This is a genomic window from Rhodovulum sp. YNF3179 (assembly GCF_050586465.1).
Classification (GTDB): Bacteria; Pseudomonadota; Alphaproteobacteria; order Rhodobacterales; family Rhodobacteraceae; genus CAJXYS01.
This window is the reverse complement of record NZ_JBOCEG010000004.1, coordinates 68,497-84,355: the sequence shown is the minus strand read 5'-3', so window position 1 is coordinate 84,355 and position 15,859 is coordinate 68,497. Positions and strand designations below refer to the sequence as shown.

Here is a 15,859-nt window from a genome sequence, read left to right as displayed (position 1 = left end):
GCGGCGGGCAACGCCCCCGCGGCATAGACCGGCCAGCGCGGCAGGCGGCGGCCAAGCGTGGTCACGCGTTCGGCGAAGCGCATGGGTTCACGCCTCCCGTGACGGCTTGAGCCGGTTTGGCCGGGCGCCTAGGATCACGCGGTGAGTATCGTGCCGCTTATCGAGTCGGGTCCCGTCGTCATGGCCCATGCCCTCGCCGCCCTTGCGGCGCTCGGGCTCGGACTCGTGCAGCTGGCGCAGTCCAAAGGCGGCCCACGTCACTGCGTTATCGGCTATGCATGGTCCGGCTTGATGATCGGCGTGGCCCTGACGAGTTTCTGGATCCACGATCTTCGCGTGATCGGCCCGTTCAGCCCGATCCACATCTTGTCCGTGGGAACCCTGGTGGGCCTGGCCCTGGCCCTGCTGGCCGCACGGCGTGGCAATATCCGCGCCCACCGTCACGGGATGCTCTGGCTGTTCTTCGCCGCGCTGATCGGGGCGGGCGCCTTCACGCTTCTGCCGGGTCGGGTGATGCATCTCATCGTCTTCGGTCAGTAGTGTTTCGTCAGGTCCATCCCGGCATAGAGCCCGGCGACCTCTTCGCCGTAGCCGTTGAACATCAGCGTCGGCTGTCGGCTGGAGAACAGTCCGCCGCCGATGCGCCGCTCCGTCGCCTGGCTCCAGCGGGGGTGGTCGACCTCGGGGTTGACGTTCGAATAGAAGCCGTATTCGCGGGGGTTCTGCATGTTCCAGGTGGTTGGCGGTTCTCGGTCGGTCAGGGTGATCCGCACGATCGACTTGATCGACTTGAAGCCGTATTTCCACGGCACGACCAGCCGGATCGGCGCGCCGTTCTGCTTCGGCATCGGATCGCCGTAAAGCCCGGTGGCGAGTATCGTCAGCGGGTGCATCGCCTCGTCGAGCCGCAGCCCTTCGCGATACGGCCAGTCGAGGATCGCCCGGCGCTGGCCCGGCATCTCCTCGGGACGCACGAGCGTCTCGAAGGCGACGTATTTCGCACCCGGACCGGGCTCCACCCGCCGCAGCAGGTCGGCCAGCGGAAAGCCGATCCAGGGGATGACCATCGACCAGGCCTCGACGCAGCGAAAGCGGTAGATCCGCTCTTCGAGGGTCACGCCGCCGAGGATGTCGTCCATGTCGTAGGTGCCGGGCTTGCCGACCATGCCGTCGATCTTGACCGGCCAGGGCTCTGTGGTCAGCTGGTGGGCATGTCGCGCCGGGTCGTCCTTGCCGGTGCCGAACTCGTAGAAATTGTTGTAGCTGGTGATGTCCTCGAGGCTGTTCGGCTCGGCCTGCGTGGAATAGGGGCTCTTCACATAGGACAGCTCGGCCCGCGCCGGCAGCCCGATGGCCCCCGCAAACGCCGCCCCGCCGGCCCCGGCAAGCAACGCGCGACGGTTCATCCACGCGGATTTCGGGGTCACGTCGGACGACTTCAGCGATGTGCGGAAGCGATAGGGCATGGCATCTCTCCTCGGATCTCTGCGTCCTAAACTAAGGCTTCGGCGCACGGGGTCCAAACACGGTCGCATCACATTCCCGCCGACCGGGCCGGGCGGGGTGCCGCATGGGACGCGGAAATTGAGCCGGATCAATGCAAACGCCGCGCAGGCCGCTAGGCTGCATCATCGTAACCAGGGCAGCACCGCCCGATTCCGCATGAGGGAGGAACCCCATATGAGGCATACCGTATGCGCGCTCGTCGCCGCCGGTCTGATTGCAACGCCCGCGCTCGGCCAGGAGGCGATCACCTACAGCACCGATACGTCGGTCGACGACGTGATCTTCGCCGTGGAAAGCGAAATTCTCGCCAAGGGACTGGTCATCGACCATGTCAGCCATGTGGGCGAGATGCTCGCGCGCACGAAAGAGGATGTCGGCGGCACCAAGGATCTCTACACCACGGCCGATGTCTTCGCCTTCTGCTCGGCGACGGTTTCGCGCGCCGCGATGGAGGCGGACCCGGCCAATATCCGCTATTGCCCCTACACCATCTTCGTTTACGAACGCGCGGACGATCCGGGCACGACCGTGGTGGGTTTCCAGGATTATCCCGACGGGGCCATGCAGCAGGTCGAGGACATGCTCGACGAGATCGTGACGGCCGCCATCGGCATGTGAGATCACGTCGCGTCACTTAGCCGTGATTTGAAAACGCGGGAAGGCCGGGCTTAGCGCGACGGCCTCCCCTGACAAGGGGAAAGGGTGACAGAAACCGGGTCATCCAGCATCCCCCGACGACCGTAGTCTCCCCCGATGCATGCGATGATGCATTGCCAAAAACGGGAGACTATACATGATCCGCAGAACCTTTATCGCGCTCGCCGCAGCCACCGCGATGACCGCCCCGGCCTTCGCCGACGGTCACGGCCACATGGGCAAGGACATCGTTGACACGGCCGTCGAGGCCGGAAGCTTCGAGACGCTTGTCGCGGCCGTCCAGGCGGCCGGCCTCGTCGAGACGCTGAAAGGCGAGGGTCCGTTCACCGTCTTCGCCCCGACCGACGACGCCTTCGCCGCGCTGCCCGAAGGCACCGTCGAGAGCCTGCTCGAGCCCGGGAACAAGGATCAGCTGACCGCGATCCTCACCTACCACGTGGTGCCGGGCAAGGTGATGTCCGGTGATCTGTCCGACGGCATGATGGCCGCGACGGTCGAAGGCAGCGAGGTCACCATCGGCACCGAAGGCGGCGTGACCGTCGACAACGCGAATGTCGTGACCGCCGACATCGAGGCGTCCAATGGCGTGATCCACGTCATCGACGCCGTGATCCTGCCGGGCGACAGCTGATTTCCACGGCGCATCCGGGGCGGCCCACCGCCCCGGATTTCCTTTTATTGATTGGAGACCAACCGACATGAACCGCCGCACTCTTCTGACCACCGCCGCAGCCGTTGCCACGGCCGGCCTGGTGTCTGCCTGCGCGCCGATGGCGAGCGAGCCGGACATCGTCGACATCGCCGCGTCGAACGACCAGTTTTCCACCCTCGTCGCCGCCGTCTCGGCGGCGGGGCTGGTGGACACGCTGAAAGGCGATGGTCCGTTCACCGTCTTCGCACCCACCAACGCCGCTTTCGAGGCGCTGCCCGACGGCACGGTCGAAACGCTGTTGAAACCCGAGAACAAGGACCAGCTCGTCAGCATCCTGACCTATCACGTGGTGCCGGGTGCGGTGACCTCGGACCAGCTCGCCGGGCAGGAACTGCGCGTCGACACCGTGCAGGGCCAGGCCGTGCATGTCGATGGCACCGACGGCGTCATGGTCGACGACGCCACGGTGACCCAGGCCGACATCATGGCCTCCAACGGCGTGATCCACGTCATCGACACGGTGCTGCTGCCGGACTAAGTCCCGCCGCCGCCTGAAATACGAAGCCCCGGCAGGCCACGCCTGCCGGGGCTTTTCTTGTCAGGGCCGCCGACCCGTCAGTGCACCACCGCGTCCTGCGGCGGCTCGCGACGCGAGTCCGAGACGCGGTCGCCGACGATCAGCCCGTCCTCGCGGGCGCTGACCGGCACGGTGTCGCCATCCTTGACGTCGCCGGCCAGGATCATCTCGGCCAGCGGATCCTGAAGATGCTTCTGGATCACGCGCTTGAGCGGCCGGGCGCCGAAGACGGGATCGTAGCCCTCGTCGGCGAGCCACTTGCGCGCCGTGTCGTCCAGCACCAGCGAGATGTCGCGGGTCGCCAGCCGCTTTTCCAGCAGCCGCAACTGGATCGTCACGATACCGTCCATGTCGTCGCGCGTGAGCCGGTCGAACACCACCATCTCGTCGAGCCGGTTCAGGAATTCGGGGCGGAAATGGGCGCGCACCGCATCCATGACGTCGCGCTTGGCCTGGCTGGCATCCGCGCCTTCCGGCAGCTGGCTTAGCGCCTGCGAGCCGAGGTTCGAGGTCAGCACGATCAGCGTTTGCTTGAAGTCGACCTTGCGCCCCTGCCCGTCGGTCAGCTGACCGTCGTCGAGCACCTGCAACAGCACGTTGAAGACGTCCGGGTGCGCCTTCTCGACCTCGTCGAACAGCACCACCTGGTAGGGCCGCCGGCGGACGGCCTCGGTCAGGACGCCGCCCTCGTCATAGCCGACATAGCCCGGGGGCGCCCCGATCAGCCGCGCGACCGAATGCTTCTCCATGAACTCGCTCATGTCGATGCGGACCATCGCGTTCTCGTCGTCGAAGAGGAAATCGGCGAGCGTCTTGGTCAGCTCGGTCTTGCCGACGCCGGTGGGTCCAAGGAACAGGAACGAGCCGAGCGGCCGGTTCGGGTCCTGCAGCCCGGCCCGCGCCCGGCGCACGGCGTTCGAGACCGCCGTCACCGCCTGGCGCTGGCCGATCACGCGGCGGCCCAGTTCTTCTTCCATGCGCAAGAGCTTTTCGCGCTCGCCCTCCAGCATCTTCGAGGTCGGAACACCGGTCCAGCGCTCCACGACCTGGGCGATCTGCTCGGGACGCACGGCTTCCTCGACCATGACGTCCTCGTCCTGGTGCTGCTCGGCCTCGGCCAGACGTTTCTCGAGATCGGGGATGATCCCGTAGCTGAGTTCGCCCGCACGGGCCAGGTTGCCCTCGCGCTTGGCCTGGTCGAGCTCGGCCCGCGACCGGTCCAGTTGCTCCTTCAACGCGCGGGCAGAGGCCAGCTTGTCGCGCTCGGCCTGCCACTGGGCGGTCATCTCGGCGCTCTGCTCCTGCAGGTCGGCGAGTTCCTTCTCGAGTTTCTGGAGCCGGTCGGCGGAGGCCGCGTCGGTCTCCTTCTTCAGCGCCTCGGCCTCGATCTGCAGCTGCAGGATCTGACGGTCGAGCTGGTCAAGCTCCTCGGGCTTGGAGTCGACCTCCATGCGCAGGCGGCTCGCCGCCTCGTCGACAAGGTCGATGGCCTTGTCGGGCAGGAAGCGGTCGGTAATGTAGCGGTTCGACAGCTGCGCGGCGGCCACCAGCGCCGAGTCCGAGATCCGCACGCCGTGGTGCAGCTCGTATTTCTCCTTGATGCCCCGCAGGATCGAGATGGTGTCGTCGACAGTCGGCTCGTCGATGAAGACCGGCTGGAAACGCCGCGCAAGCGCCGCGTCCTTCTCGACATGCTTGCGGTACTCGTCGAGCGTGGTCGCACCGATGCAGTGCAGCTCGCCCCGCGCCAGCGCCGGTTTGAGCAGGTTCGAGGCATCCATCGCCCCGTCCGCCTTGCCCGCGCCCACCAGGGTGTGCATCTCGTCGATGAAGAGAATGATCTCGCCGGACGCGGCGGTGATCTCGCTCAGGATCGCCTTCAGACGCTCCTCGAATTCGCCGCGGTACTTCGCACCTGCGATCAGCGCCCCCATGTCGAGCGCCATAAGCTTCTTGTTGCGCAGGCTTTCCGGCACGTCGCCATTGACGATCCGCAGCGCCATGCCCTCGGCGATGGCGGTCTTGCCGACGCCGGGATCGCCGATCAGGACCGGGTTGTTCTTCGTGCGCCGGCTCAGCACCTGCATGGCGCGCCGGATCTCCTCGTCGCGGCCGATGATCGGGTCGATCTTGCCGTCCGCGGCGGCCTCGGTCAGGTCGCGGGCATATTTCTTCAGCGCCTCGTAGCCTTCCTCGGCCGATGCGCTGTCGGCGGTCCGGCCCTTGCGCAGGTCGTTGATGGCCGTGTTCAGCCCCTGCGCCGTCACGTTGCCGGCCTCGAGCGCCTTCTTGGCCTCGGATCGCACGATGGCGAGCGCGGTCAGGATACGCTCCACCGGGACGAAGCTGTCGCCGGCCTTGGTGGCCAGCTTCTCGGCCTCGTCGAGCACGCGGGCGGTCTGGGTATCGACGTAGATCTGGTCGCCGGCGCCGCTCACCCTGGCAATCTTCGCGATCGCCGACTCGTTGGCCGCCCGGACGAGCTTGGCGTCGCCCCCGGCTTTCTGGATCAGGTTGCTTGCGAGGCCTTCCTCGTCATCCATCAGCGCCTTAAGCAAATGCTCGGGCATGACGCGCTGGTGGGTCTCGCGCATGGCGATCGTCTGGGCCGCCTGGACGAATCCGCGCGCGCGTTCCGTGAACTTCTCGAAGTTCATGTTCTCAACTCCTCTCGTAAGCGCTTGCGAGTATCCGGCGCCCGACATGCGGCACGCGCTTATGCAAGCCTCGGCATGTATTTGGGGAGCGGGCCGTCGGATGACAAGCCATCGGAGCGCGACACAACTTGCCGCAGCGCGGCGCCGGCGCTACACAGCGCCGACGCCTGAAAGGAGATATCCCCATGCCCGCCGCCGATGACCGCCTGATCGTCGCCCTCGACGTCCCGAACGCGCTCGAGGGCCTGCAGCTCTCCCAGAGGCTGGGCGACACGGTGTCGTTCTACAAGATCGGGCTTGGCATGCTGACGGGCGGTGGTCTCGCGCTGGCGCATGAGCTCAAGGCCGAACACGGCAAACGCATATTCCTCGACATGAAGCTCTTCGACATCCCGGCCACCGTCGAGGCCGCGGTGCGAGGCCTTGCAGCGTACGAGCTGGATTTCCTGACCGTTCATGGCGACCCGCATGTGGTGCGCGCCGCGGTGGCCGGCCGCGGCGACAAGCCGACGCGGATCCTGGCGGTGACGATCCTGACCTCGCTCGACCGCGCCGATCTCGATGCGGCGATGATCGTGCCCGGCGAGATCGCCGAGCTGGTGACCGAGCGCGCGCGCCGCGCGCTCGCGGCCGGGGCCGACGGGGTGATTGCCTCGCCGCAGGAAGCCGCCGCCATTCGGGCCCTGCCCGAGGCCACGGGCAAGCTGATCGTCACCCCGGGCGTGCGCCCCGCCGGCGCGGCCGCGGGCGACCAGAAACGGATCGCGACGCCGGCCGCGGCCATCGCCGCGGGGGCCGACCATATCGTCGTGGGCCGCCCGATCTGGCAGGCCGCCGACCCCCGCGCCGCCGCCGAGGCCGTGCGCGCCGAACTGCCCTGATCCCGCACCGTCCAAGTGGCCGAAATATCCCCGCCGGAGGCATGGACCGCCGCGCAGCGGCTCTGACCCCGGCGGCCTTTCCGGCGGCGGTCAGAGGGTCTAAACTGCCGCCACAACATCCCGGACGCCCGCGCATGCCAGCCCTTTGCCGCGACTGCATGGAAACCTTCGACGCCGGCCGGCGCTGCCCGGCCTGCCGGGGTCCGCGCGTCACGGCCCATGACGAGCTCTTCACGCTCTCCATCGCGCACATGGATTGCGACGCGTTCTATGCCGCGGTCGAGAAACGCGAGAACGCCGATCTCGCCGACAAGCCGGTGATCATCGGCGGGGGCAGGCGCGGCGTGGTCTCGACGGCCTGCTACATCGCGCGCATCCGGGGCGTGCGCTCTGCCATGCCGATGTTCAAGGCGCTGGAGCTGTGTCCGGACGCGGTGGTTCTGCGGCCGCGCATGGACCTTTATGCCGAGGTGAGCCGCGCCATCCGCGCGATGATGACCGACCTCACCCCGGCGGTGGAGCCGCTCTCGCTCGACGAGGCGTTCCTGGACCTGACCGGCACCGCGCGATTGCACGGGGCGCCGCCGGCGGTGCTTCTGGCGCGGATGGTGCGGCGGATGGAGGCCGAGCTCGGCGTTTCCGGCTCCATCGGGCTCAGCCACAACAAGTTCCTGGCCAAGCTCGCCTCCGATCTCGACAAGCCGCGCGGCTTCTCCGTGATCGGCACCGCCGAGACCGAGGATTTCTTGGCCGACAGGCCGGTCGGCATGATCTGGGGCGTCGGCGCGGCGGGACAGGCCGCGCTCGAGGCGCAGGGCATCCGCAGCTTCGCGGACCTCCGGCGCTGGGATCGCAAGGAGCTGCACGCCGCCTTCGGCAGCATGGGCGAGCGACTCTGGCACCTGGCGCGCGGGCAGGACAGCCGCCGGGTCTCGCCCAACGCGCCGGTCAAGAGCATCTCGAACGAGACCACCTTCGCCGAGGATATCGCCGATCGCGACCTGCTCGACGGCCACCTCTGGCGGCTGGCGGAAAAGGTGGCCGACCGGGCCAAGGCCAAGGCGCTCGGCGGCGCGGTGGTCACGCTGAAGCTCAAGCGCAGCGACCACCGCAGCCTGACCCGGCGCGTGACCCTGCGCGAACCGACCCAGATCGCCGACCGGATCTACCGGACCGCGCGCGGGCTGCTGGACCAGGTGACCGTGCCCGGGCCGTTCCGCCTGATCGGGGTCGGGCTCTCGTCGCTCCGCCCGGCGGCGGAGTCCGATCTGTCCCCGGACCTGCTGGATCCGGACGCCGCGCGCCGCGCCCGGGCCGAGCACGCGACCGACGCGATCCGGCGCCGCTTCGGAGACGGCGCGATCCTCAAGGGGCGGTCGCTGCGCTAGATCACTCGGCGGCGAGCGCCATGTCCGACGCCCGGCCAAGCGCGGTCACCTTTGCCACCACCTCGGTCATCAGGGCGCGGAAGCTCTCGAAATCGTCGCTGGGGCGCACCAGCGCCTCGTTCATGTAGAGCGACCGGTCGAGTTCGACCTGCACGACATGCTGGCGGCGCGAGGGGCGGCCGTAGCTCTGGACGATATAGGCACCGGCGAACGGGGCGTTGCGCGCGACGCGCAAGCCCGCCCCGGCAAAGATCGTCTCGACCTCCTCGATCACATGGGCGCCGCAGGCGGCGCCGAACCGGTCGCCCAGCACCACGTCGGGCCGCTTTGCCCCGCGCGGCGTCACACCCTCGAGCGCCTCGTGCGGCATCGAGTGGCAATCGACCAGGATCGCTTCGCCGAACCGGGCGTGGCTGTCCTGCAGGAGCTGGCGCAGCGCCGCGTGATAGGGCCTGTGATAGCGGTCGATCCGCGCCGTCGCCTCTTCGCGGGAAATCTTGCCGCGGTAGATCTGGCGCCCGTTGGAAACGACGCGGGGGATCACGCCCAGCCCGGAGGCAATGCGCGGATTGTGCACGGTCTGGCTGACGTCACGTATCACGGCGGGATCCAGCTCGTCGGCGCCGCGGTTCAGATCGACATAGGCGCGCGGCGCCGTGGCGGCGATCAGCGGGGCGCCGAAGTCGGGCGCGCGGTCGAAGAGGATATCGACGAAGGCATCCTCGGAGGACCGCACCGAGCGCTCCGTCAACTCCGTGGCCCGGAGGAAATCGCGCGGGTACTCCCGGCCGCTGTGCGGCGAGGAGAAGATCACGCTCGTGCTGTGGATCTCGGGGCGGATCAGGCGATAGGGCGTCTCGGGCATGCGCGGGTCCTTTCGCTTCTCGATATAGCCCTTTTCTGCGCCACTCCAAAACCCCTTGAACCCCGTTCCGACTCCGATTATAGAGCGCCGGACCAGCGTGGAGCCGGGCCCTCGCCCCTGGGCGGAACCCGGATCTTTTTCAGCGCGGATGGGCGCGTAGCTCAGCGGTAGAGCACTACGTTGACATCGTAGGGGTCACTGGTTCGAACCCAGTCGCGCCCACCATCGCGAAGACACGCGACGAAACGTAACCGAGGCGCACGCGCGCCGCGAGATGAGGAGAGGACCGATGAAGGTCAAGAACTCGCTCCGTTCGCTTAAGAACCGGCATCGCGACTGCCGCGTCGTGCGCCGCAAGGGCCGCGTCTACGTCATCAACAAGACGCAGCGACGGTTCAAGGCCCGCCAGGGCTGAGCGACACGGAATTCCGTCGGAATGAGCGCCGCCGGGCCCCGCGCCCGGCGGCTTTTCTTCGTGCCCGGTTCAGGGCCGCGTCATGCCCGCCAGCATCCGCACGAGCACCGCGCGGCTGAGATACCCGGTCACCTCGAGGCCCTGGGCACGCTGGTAGCGCCGGATCGCGGCACGGGTGCGGTCGTCGAAGGATCCGTCCACCTGCCCCGGGTCATGCCCCATCCGCGCCAGCTGCGTTTCGACCAGCATCCGGGTGATCGGGTTGAGCCCGAGGGCGCGCTCGCCCGCGCGCGCCGCCTCGAGGCGGCCCGCCTCCTCGCGGTCGCGTTCCAGAGCGCGAACCCGGTCGCGGGCAGCCTCCGCGAAGGCCCCCTCCGGATAGCGGTCGAGATAGTCGCGGTAGGCCGCGATGGTGTCCCTGTCGCGCGCCGCGTCCCAGGCGCGGCGTTCCGCTTTGGGGATACGCCCACGCCGTTCCGCCTCGATCTGGTCCAGGCGGTCGCGCGCGGTCTCGGCATAAAGCCCGTCCGGGTAGCGGTCGAGATAGCGCCGGAGACCGGCCTCGCCTGCGCCGCGGCCCGTCTCGTCCCAGAAGGCACGGTCGGCGCGTTCCGCCTCGCGCCGGCGTTCCTTCGCTTGCGCCTCCAGCGCGGCGGCGCGGGCGTCCGCCGCGTCGGCCAGCCGGGCGATCTGGGCCCGGGTCAGGTAGCCGGTGACCGGCAGGCCCCCGGCGTCCTGCCAATCGGCGATGGCGCTACGGGTGCCGCGCCCGAAAATCCCGTCGATGCCCCGCGTGTCGTAGCCGAGCAGCGAGAGATCCTGCTGGACGCGACGCCGGGCGTCGCGATCGAGGCCGAGCGCCTCTTCCACGGCGCGGGCCTCCCGCTCGGGCTCTTCCTGCAGATCGACGATCCTCTCGCGGGCGTCCGCGGCGAAGATCCCGTCCGGGTAGCGGTCGAGATATTGCTCCAGCGCCGCGACCGTATCGAGATCGAGCACGGCGTCCCAGTAGGCCTGCTCGAAAAGCTCGGCCAGCCCGGGACCGGGTCCCGCGCCCGATGACGGGACGAGTGCCGCCAGATCGGAAACGAAGCCCGCGCCGCGCACGCCGCGCGGGGCCTCGGCCAGCGCCTCGGCAAAGGTGACCCCGGGCCGGAGAAGCCCGTCCCGCAGCAGCCGGTCAAGATCGGCGGGACCGCCCGTGACCAGCAAGACGCCCTGCGGCACATCCAATGCCCCAAGGCCCGGGCGCAGCCCGGCGCCCATGTCAGGGGCGCGATCGTCCGTGCCCAGCAGCACGACGGCGCCGCCGGGCTTCCGGGCCGCCAGGCCAAGCAGGACGGAGACAGGCAGCCCGCCGGCCCCGAGCCCGGCCAGCCCCGGCGCGTCGGCATCCATCGGCAGGAACCAGCTTTCACCGGCACCGTGCGCGAAACGTCCGTTCAGCAGGATCACGACCCGCTCGGCCGTTTCCAGCCCGGTGACGAGGCGCGCCACCGCGCCGGGCATGGCCTCGGCCGAAAGATCGCGAAAGGCGGCTACCTGGAACCCGCGCTCCGCCAGCGCCTCGGCCGCGGCGACGCTTGCCTCTGCGCCGGTGACCCGCGGCATCTCGCGATAGTCCCGGTTGCCGATCACCAGGGCGATATCGGCCGCCAGCGCCGCCCCGGTCCAGACCAGTGCCAGAAGCGCGGCGATGACCGCGCGCGCCATCGCTTTCGGTGCCATGGATCCTCCGCGTCGCCGTTCAGTCGTAGCTGCGCTGGTCCTCGATGACCTTGCCGTCATTCGGCAGCGAGCCAGGGGCGCAGAGTATCACTTTCCCGCGCAGTTTGAGAGTCTCCTCCACGGCCTTCTCGAAAACCGACGGATCCGTCGCCTCGGTTTCGACCTGGACCGTCATGGTGTCCATCTCGCCGTCCCGTCCCGCGATGACCCGGGCCCGGGTCACGGCGTCGTGGCGGGCGACGAAATCGGCCACCTGTTCGGGCCGGACGAACATGCCCTTGATCTTTGTGGTCTGGTCCGCCCGGCCCATCCAGCCCTTGATCCGCGTGTTGGTGCGCCCGCAGGGCGAGACGCCGGGCAGGACGGCGGACAAATCGCCGGTGGCGAAACGGATCAGCGGATAGTCCGGGTTCAGCGTGGTCACCACGACCTCGCCGACCTCTCCCTCGGGGACGGGGTCGCCGGTGCCGGGCCGGACGATCTCGACGATGACGCCCTCGTCGACGATCAGGCCCTCCATCGCAGGGCTCTCATAGGCGATGTTGCCGAGGTCGGCCGTGGCATAGCATTGCAGGCAGGCGATCCCGCGGTCGGCGTATTCCTGCCGGAGCGAGGGGAAAAGCGCGCCCCCGCCCACCGCCGCCTTGGTGAGCCGCGACACGTCGAGGCCCAGCGCATCGGCCTTGTCGAGGATGACCTTCAGGTAATCCGGCGTGCCGGCATAGGCGGTGATCCCGATATCCGCCACCGCCCGGGCCTGCAACTCGGTCTGGCCGGTGCCGGCGGGGAAGACCGTCGCACCGACGGCGCGGGCGCCGTTCTCGAAGATCATCCCGGCCGGTACGAAATGGTAGGAAAAGCAGTTCTGCACCACATCGCCCTCGCCGATCCCGCAAGCATGGAGGAACCGGCCCATGCGCCACCAGTCATGGGTGGTGCGGCCCGGCTCGTAGATCGGACCCGGAGACTGGAAGACATGCTCCACCCCGGCGATGCCCCCGGGCACCAGCCCGCCGAAGGGCGGGGTCGCCCCCTGCGCGCTGCCGATCTCGGATTTCCGCAGCACCGGCAGGCCGGCCAACGCCCCGGGCGTGGTGATGGCGTCCGGGTCCACATCGGCCAGCAGCCCGGCCGGCCCCGCCGCGGCCCGGGCGCGCGCGATCTGGGCCGGCAGGGCCGTGGCCAGGGCGGCCTGCCGTTCATCGGCGCTGCGGGTTTCGAGAGCGTCGAAATGGCGTGTCATCGGCGAATCCCTTTCATGGCAGGCAGGAACCGGCTGCGGCAGATGTTCGCAGCATAACTGCATACAATAGTATACACGGTACAGGATGGTGTAGACTTCGCGCGCGCCCCGGGATTCCCGGGGGCATTTTCCGTGCGGGTGAGGAGGACCGAACCGTGACCTACAACATTGACGACAGGGTCGTCTTCCACCCTGACCTGGAGGTCATGGAGGTCGATTTCTCCGGGATCGACTTCCGGGATTCCATCGAGGTGAACCGTTTTTACGACCGGGTCGAAGAGCTCATCGCGGAGACCGGCGAAGAGGTCTGGTTCTTCCTCGTGAATTATTCCGGCTTGCGGATCGAGCCCGACGCCTGGGCCGCCTTCACCCATCGGGGAAAAATGGTGAATCTCGCCCATTCCCAGGGCACCGTCCGGTTCGACCCCAGCCCCGAGACGCGCGCCCAGATCGAGCGCGACGCCAAGACCGAGGCCTTCGATCCCAATCTGTTCGCCGATCGCGACGCCGCGTTGGCCCGCATCAGGAAGCTGCCCTCCAAGCGGCTTCACCACGCCGACCGCACCCCCACGCATCATCCGAGCGAATACGCGCGACGGGTCGACTTCATCGCCGCCGACGGGATCATGACCGTCGACTTCTCGGATTTCACCTTCGCCCATTCGGGCGATGTCCACGCCTTCTACGACCATCTCGAAAGTGCGCTCGACCGAACCGGCCGCAAGTGGTTCTTCCTGATCAACTACGAGAATTGCCGGATCAACCCCGAGGCCTGGGTGTCCTTCGCCACCCGCGGCAAGCGGCTCAACCTCGCGCATTCGCTGGGCTCGGTGCGGTACGCGCCCGGCTCCGAAACGGAAGAGTCGATCCGGATGCGGGCCGAAAGCCAGGAATTCGACCCCAACATCCGCAACACCCGTGCCGAGGCACTGGAACGTATCGCGGAAATGCGGCGCCAACGGGCCTGAGCCCGCGCACCGCCCCGCCGGGGCCGCCGCCACGCCGGGCATCAGCTGAGCCAGCGCTTGCGCCGGCGGTAGCTGCGCACGTCCCGGAACGAGCGCCGCCCCTCGTCGCCCACGCCGAGATAGAATTCCTTGACGTCGGGGTTCTCGCGCAGCTCGGCCGCGGGGCCGTCCATCACGACACGGCCGGATTCCAGGATGTAGCCGTAATGCGCGTAGCGCAGCGCGACGTTGGTGTTCTGCTCGGCCAGCAGGAAGCTCACGCCCTCGTTCTCGTTGACGGATTTCACGATCTCGAAAATCTGCTCCACGAGTTGCGGCGCCAGCCCCATCGAGGGCTCGTCCAGCAGGATCGTCTCGGGGCGGCTCATCAGCGCGCGGCCGATCGCGGTCATCTGCTGTTCACCGCCCGAGGTGTAGCCGGCCTGGCTCCTGCGGCGCTCCTTCAGGCGGGGAAAATAGCTGTAGACCATCTCGAGATCCTTCTCGATCTCGGCGCGCCCGTCCCTGCGGGTATAGGCACCGGTCAGGAGGTTCTCCTCGACGGTCAGGTGTTCGAAGCAATGGCGGCCTTCCATGACCTGGATGACGCCCTTCTTCACGAGGTCCGACGGATTCAGATCCTGCACCCGTTCGCCGCGATAGACGATCGTGCCCTTGGTCACCTCGCCCCGCTCGGACTGGAGGAGGTTGGACACCGCCTTGAGCGTGGTCGTCTTGCCGGCCCCGTTGCCGCCCAGCAGCGCGGTGATCCCGCCCTTGGGCACCGACAGGCTGACCCCTTTCAGCACGAGGATCACGTGATTGTAGATCACCTCGATGTTGTTCACCTCGAGCAGCGTCTCTTCGGTGTGTCCGGCGTCGAGCATCTGTTTCTTCCCTTCGCGGTCCCGCGGCTGCGGGCTGGACCATCTTGTCTCTGTGCGGGCGCGGCGGCCGGGCCGCCGCGCCCCGTGTCATCCCTGGCCCCGGATCACTGGCAGCGCAGGTCGAGGGCGTTTTCCTCGGCATAGGCCATGGAGTCGGCCTCGATCAGCGGCTCGATCACGTCGTCGTCGGACTTGATGAAGTCGGTGATCAGGTTCCATTCCTGGGCCTCGGCGTCCCACTGCTGGACCATCGCCTCGCCCGGACCGCCGTGATTGACGCAGCTCACCTCGAAGGCCGGGCCGAAGTCCGGCAGGCCCAGCTCGGCCATACGCTCCTCGGTGATCTTCAGGTTTTCCATGCCGTCGCGCATCATCGCGGGCGTGATCTCGGCGGTGCCGTGAATCTCCTGCGCGGTGCGCGCCGCTTCCGCGGCCAGCATCGCGGCGTAGAGCCCGCGCGAGTAGAGCACGGTGCCGACCTGGTCACCCGCGCCCGCAGCGAGACCCGCATCGACGACATATTGCTGGATGTCCTCGTAGATCGGGTAATCCATGCCGGTGCCGTGCATCGCCAGCGCCTTGTAGCCATGCGCGGCCTCGCCGGCCGGAATCACGTCGTTCTCGGAGCCGGCCCACCAGTTGCCGATGAAGTTCTCCATCGGGAAGCGGATATTGGCGGCTTCCTGGACGGCGACCTGGTTCATGACGCCCCAGCCCCACATGATGACGTAATCCGGACGCTCGCGGCGGATCTGGAGCCACTGCGACTTCTGCTCCTGGCCCGGATGGTCAACCGCGAGCGTGGTCAGTTCGTAACCGTGCTTCTCGCTCAGCTTCTCGAGCGTGCGGATCGGCTCCTTGCCATAGGCGGAGTTGTGGAAGACCAGCGCGATCTTCTTGCCGGAAATGTCGCCGTCATTGATGTCGAGCAGGTGCGTGATCGCGACCGATGCGCCGTCCCAGTAGTTGGCGGGATAGTTGAACACCCATTCGAACACCTCGCCATTGGCGGCCGATGTCCGGCCATAGCCCATGGTGTGCAACGGGATCTCGTCGGCAGAAACCTTCGGGATCAGCTGGTAGGTGATGCCGGTCGAGAGCGGCTGGTAGACGAGGCTTCCCAGACCCTTGGTCGACTCGTAGCATTCGACGCCCTTCTCGGTGTTGTAGGCCGTTTCGCATTCCGGCACCGAGATCTTCACGCCGCCGATGCCGCCGTCACGCTCGTTCAGAAGCGTCATGTAGTCCTCGTAGCCGTCGGCGAACGGGATACCGCCGGCGGCGTAAGGGCCGGTGCGGTAGCTCAGCGACGGGAAGACGAGCTCCGCCATCGCCGGGCCGGCGGCGATCGTCGCCGCGAGCGCCGCTGCTGCCAGTTTCTTGAAGTTCATGGTCTCTCCTCCCTTGGATATTGACCGTTGCAATGTCCGGTTACCCGGTTCTGCGCTTATGGGCC

At 67.9% G+C, this 15,859-nt stretch carries 16 protein-coding genes and 1 tRNA gene (1 of these 17 cut by a window edge); 9 read left to right on the top strand and 8 right to left on the bottom strand.

From position 1 onward, the window contains the following. On the bottom strand, positions 1–83 hold the start of the coding sequence (gene msrQ / locus ACQ5SP_RS08115; RefSeq protein WP_430937863.1) for a protein-methionine-sulfoxide reductase heme-binding subunit MsrQ. 550 nt of this gene lie to the left of the window's left edge; only the first 83 of its 633 coding nucleotides appear in the window; it begins with the start codon at positions 81–83; the stop codon falls past the left edge of the window. Positions 84–141: 58 nt separating this feature from the next. On the opposite strand from msrQ, the gene ACQ5SP_RS08110 reads away from it, so the two are divergent. Continuing rightward, on the top strand, positions 142–540 hold the full coding sequence (locus ACQ5SP_RS08110; RefSeq protein ID WP_430937862.1) for a DUF2306 domain-containing protein: 399 nt from the start codon (positions 142–144) through the stop codon (positions 538–540). Here the strand turns inward: ACQ5SP_RS08110 and msrP are convergent. Then, positions 534–1,466, bottom strand: a complete 933-nt coding sequence (msrP, locus tag ACQ5SP_RS08105) for a protein-methionine-sulfoxide reductase catalytic subunit MsrP (protein WP_430937861.1) — start codon at positions 1,464–1,466, stop codon at positions 534–536. The two genes, ACQ5SP_RS08110 and msrP, sit on opposite strands and share 7 nt — an antisense overlap. 214 nt (positions 1,467–1,680) lie before the next feature. Here msrP and ACQ5SP_RS08100 point away from each other — a divergent pair, with 214 nt between their 5' ends. The 3 genes from ACQ5SP_RS08100 to ACQ5SP_RS08090 all read left to right on the top strand — a co-directional run bounded on the left by ACQ5SP_RS08100 (position 1,681) and on the right by ACQ5SP_RS08090 (position 3,353). Next, the gene (locus ACQ5SP_RS08100; RefSeq protein WP_430937860.1) at positions 1,681–2,124 is read left to right on the top strand and encodes a DUF302 domain-containing protein; all 444 of its coding nucleotides are present in this window, start codon (positions 1,681–1,683) and stop codon (positions 2,122–2,124) included. Between the two features lie 175 nt (positions 2,125–2,299). Continuing rightward, entirely contained in the window at positions 2,300–2,794 is a 495-nt protein-coding gene (locus tag ACQ5SP_RS08095) for a fasciclin domain-containing protein (protein WP_430937859.1), read from the top strand. A gap of 67 nt (positions 2,795–2,861) precedes the next feature. Further along, a complete protein-coding gene (locus ACQ5SP_RS08090; RefSeq protein ID WP_430937858.1) occupies positions 2,862–3,353 on the top strand; it encodes a fasciclin domain-containing protein in 492 nt (163 codons plus the stop codon). A gap of 77 nt (positions 3,354–3,430) precedes the next feature. On the opposite strand, the gene clpB is transcribed toward ACQ5SP_RS08090, so the two are convergent. After that, positions 3,431–6,049, bottom strand: coding sequence for an ATP-dependent chaperone ClpB (clpB, locus tag ACQ5SP_RS08085; RefSeq protein WP_430937857.1), 2,619 nt, complete (start codon positions 6,047–6,049; stop codon positions 3,431–3,433). Between the two features lie 185 nt (positions 6,050–6,234). Between clpB and pyrF the strand changes: the two genes are divergently transcribed. Continuing rightward, positions 6,235–6,930 carry an orotidine-5'-phosphate decarboxylase gene (gene pyrF / locus ACQ5SP_RS08080; RefSeq protein ID WP_430937856.1) on the top strand — a complete coding sequence of 232 codons (696 nt, stop codon included), beginning with the start codon at positions 6,235–6,237 and terminating at the stop codon, positions 6,928–6,930. Between the two features lie 134 nt (positions 6,931–7,064). Next, positions 7,065–8,318, top strand: coding sequence for a DNA polymerase IV (locus tag ACQ5SP_RS08075; RefSeq protein WP_430937855.1), 1,254 nt, complete (start codon positions 7,065–7,067; stop codon positions 8,316–8,318). Position 8,319: 1 nt separating this feature from the next. On the opposite strand, the gene ACQ5SP_RS08070 is transcribed toward ACQ5SP_RS08075, so the two are convergent. After that, positions 8,320–9,183 carry an N-formylglutamate amidohydrolase gene (locus tag ACQ5SP_RS08070; protein ID WP_430937854.1) on the bottom strand — a complete coding sequence of 288 codons (864 nt, stop codon included), beginning with the start codon at positions 9,181–9,183 and terminating at the stop codon, positions 8,320–8,322. Between the two features lie 150 nt (positions 9,184–9,333). Here ACQ5SP_RS08070 and ACQ5SP_RS08065 point away from each other — a divergent pair. After that, positions 9,334–9,408, top strand: a tRNA-Val gene (locus ACQ5SP_RS08065). 64 nt (positions 9,409–9,472) lie between these two features. Continuing rightward, on the top strand, positions 9,473–9,598 hold the full coding sequence (gene ykgO, locus ACQ5SP_RS08060; RefSeq protein ID WP_008562923.1) for a type B 50S ribosomal protein L36: 126 nt from the start codon (positions 9,473–9,475) through the stop codon (positions 9,596–9,598). Between the two features lie 69 nt (positions 9,599–9,667). On the opposite strand, the gene ACQ5SP_RS08055 is transcribed toward ykgO, so the two are convergent. Together ACQ5SP_RS08055 and ACQ5SP_RS08050 are read right to left on the bottom strand one after the other, a co-directional pair. Beyond that, positions 9,668–11,326 (bottom strand): peptidoglycan-binding protein, encoded by a 1,659-nt coding sequence (locus ACQ5SP_RS08055; protein ID WP_430937853.1) that lies wholly within the window; start codon positions 11,324–11,326, stop codon positions 9,668–9,670. 19 nt (positions 11,327–11,345) lie between these two features. After that, on the bottom strand, positions 11,346–12,569 hold the full coding sequence (locus tag ACQ5SP_RS08050; protein WP_430937852.1) for a phenylacetate--CoA ligase family protein: 1,224 nt from the start codon (positions 12,567–12,569) through the stop codon (positions 11,346–11,348). A 155-nt stretch (positions 12,570–12,724) separates the two neighbouring features. Between ACQ5SP_RS08050 and ACQ5SP_RS08045 the strand changes: the two genes are divergently transcribed. Next, positions 12,725–13,537 carry a hypothetical protein gene (locus ACQ5SP_RS08045; protein WP_430937851.1) on the top strand — a complete coding sequence of 271 codons (813 nt, stop codon included), beginning with the start codon at positions 12,725–12,727 and terminating at the stop codon, positions 13,535–13,537. A 41-nt stretch (positions 13,538–13,578) separates the two neighbouring features. On the opposite strand, the gene ACQ5SP_RS08040 is transcribed toward ACQ5SP_RS08045, so the two are convergent. Both ACQ5SP_RS08040 and ACQ5SP_RS08035 read right to left on the bottom strand, forming a co-directional pair. Beyond that, complete coding sequence (locus tag ACQ5SP_RS08040) at positions 13,579–14,403, bottom strand: ABC transporter ATP-binding protein (protein ID WP_430937850.1); 825 nt, start codon at positions 14,401–14,403, stop codon at positions 13,579–13,581. 104 nt (positions 14,404–14,507) lie between these two features. Then, positions 14,508–15,794, bottom strand: a complete 1,287-nt coding sequence (locus ACQ5SP_RS08035; protein WP_430937849.1) for an ABC transporter substrate-binding protein — start codon at positions 15,792–15,794, stop codon at positions 14,508–14,510. Between the last annotated feature and the right edge of the window lie 65 nt (positions 15,795–15,859).

Excerpts from the sequence above, each read along its gene's own strand:
- ACQ5SP_RS08055 (WP_430937853.1), bottom strand. The coding sequence starts at position 11,326 with ATGGCACCGAAAGCGATGGCGCGCGCGGTCATCGCCGCGCTTCTGGCA.
- ACQ5SP_RS08090 (WP_430937858.1), top strand. The coding sequence starts at position 2,862 with ATGAACCGCCGCACTCTTCTGACCACCGCCGCAGCCGTTGCCACGGCC.
- ACQ5SP_RS08070 (WP_430937854.1), bottom strand. The coding sequence starts at position 9,183 with ATGCCCGAGACGCCCTATCGCCTGATCCGCCCCGAGATCCACAGCACG.
- clpB (WP_430937857.1), bottom strand. The coding sequence starts at position 6,049 with ATGAACTTCGAGAAGTTCACGGAACGCGCGCGCGGATTCGTCCAGGCG.
- ACQ5SP_RS08050 (WP_430937852.1), bottom strand. The coding sequence starts at position 12,569 with ATGACACGCCATTTCGACGCTCTCGAAACCCGCAGCGCCGATGAACGG.
- ACQ5SP_RS08035 (WP_430937849.1), bottom strand. The coding sequence starts at position 15,794 with ATGAACTTCAAGAAACTGGCAGCAGCGGCGCTCGCGGCGACGATCGCC.
- ACQ5SP_RS08075 (WP_430937855.1), top strand. The coding sequence starts at position 7,065 with ATGCCAGCCCTTTGCCGCGACTGCATGGAAACCTTCGACGCCGGCCGG.
- ACQ5SP_RS08095 (WP_430937859.1), top strand. The coding sequence starts at position 2,300 with ATGATCCGCAGAACCTTTATCGCGCTCGCCGCAGCCACCGCGATGACC.
- msrP (WP_430937861.1), bottom strand. The coding sequence starts at position 1,466 with ATGCCCTATCGCTTCCGCACATCGCTGAAGTCGTCCGACGTGACCCCG.
- ykgO (WP_008562923.1), top strand. The coding sequence starts at position 9,473 with ATGAAGGTCAAGAACTCGCTCCGTTCGCTTAAGAACCGGCATCGCGAC.
- ACQ5SP_RS08100 (WP_430937860.1), top strand. The coding sequence starts at position 1,681 with ATGAGGCATACCGTATGCGCGCTCGTCGCCGCCGGTCTGATTGCAACG.
- pyrF (WP_430937856.1), top strand. The coding sequence starts at position 6,235 with ATGCCCGCCGCCGATGACCGCCTGATCGTCGCCCTCGACGTCCCGAAC.
- ACQ5SP_RS08040 (WP_430937850.1), bottom strand. The coding sequence starts at position 14,403 with ATGCTCGACGCCGGACACACCGAAGAGACGCTGCTCGAGGTGAACAAC.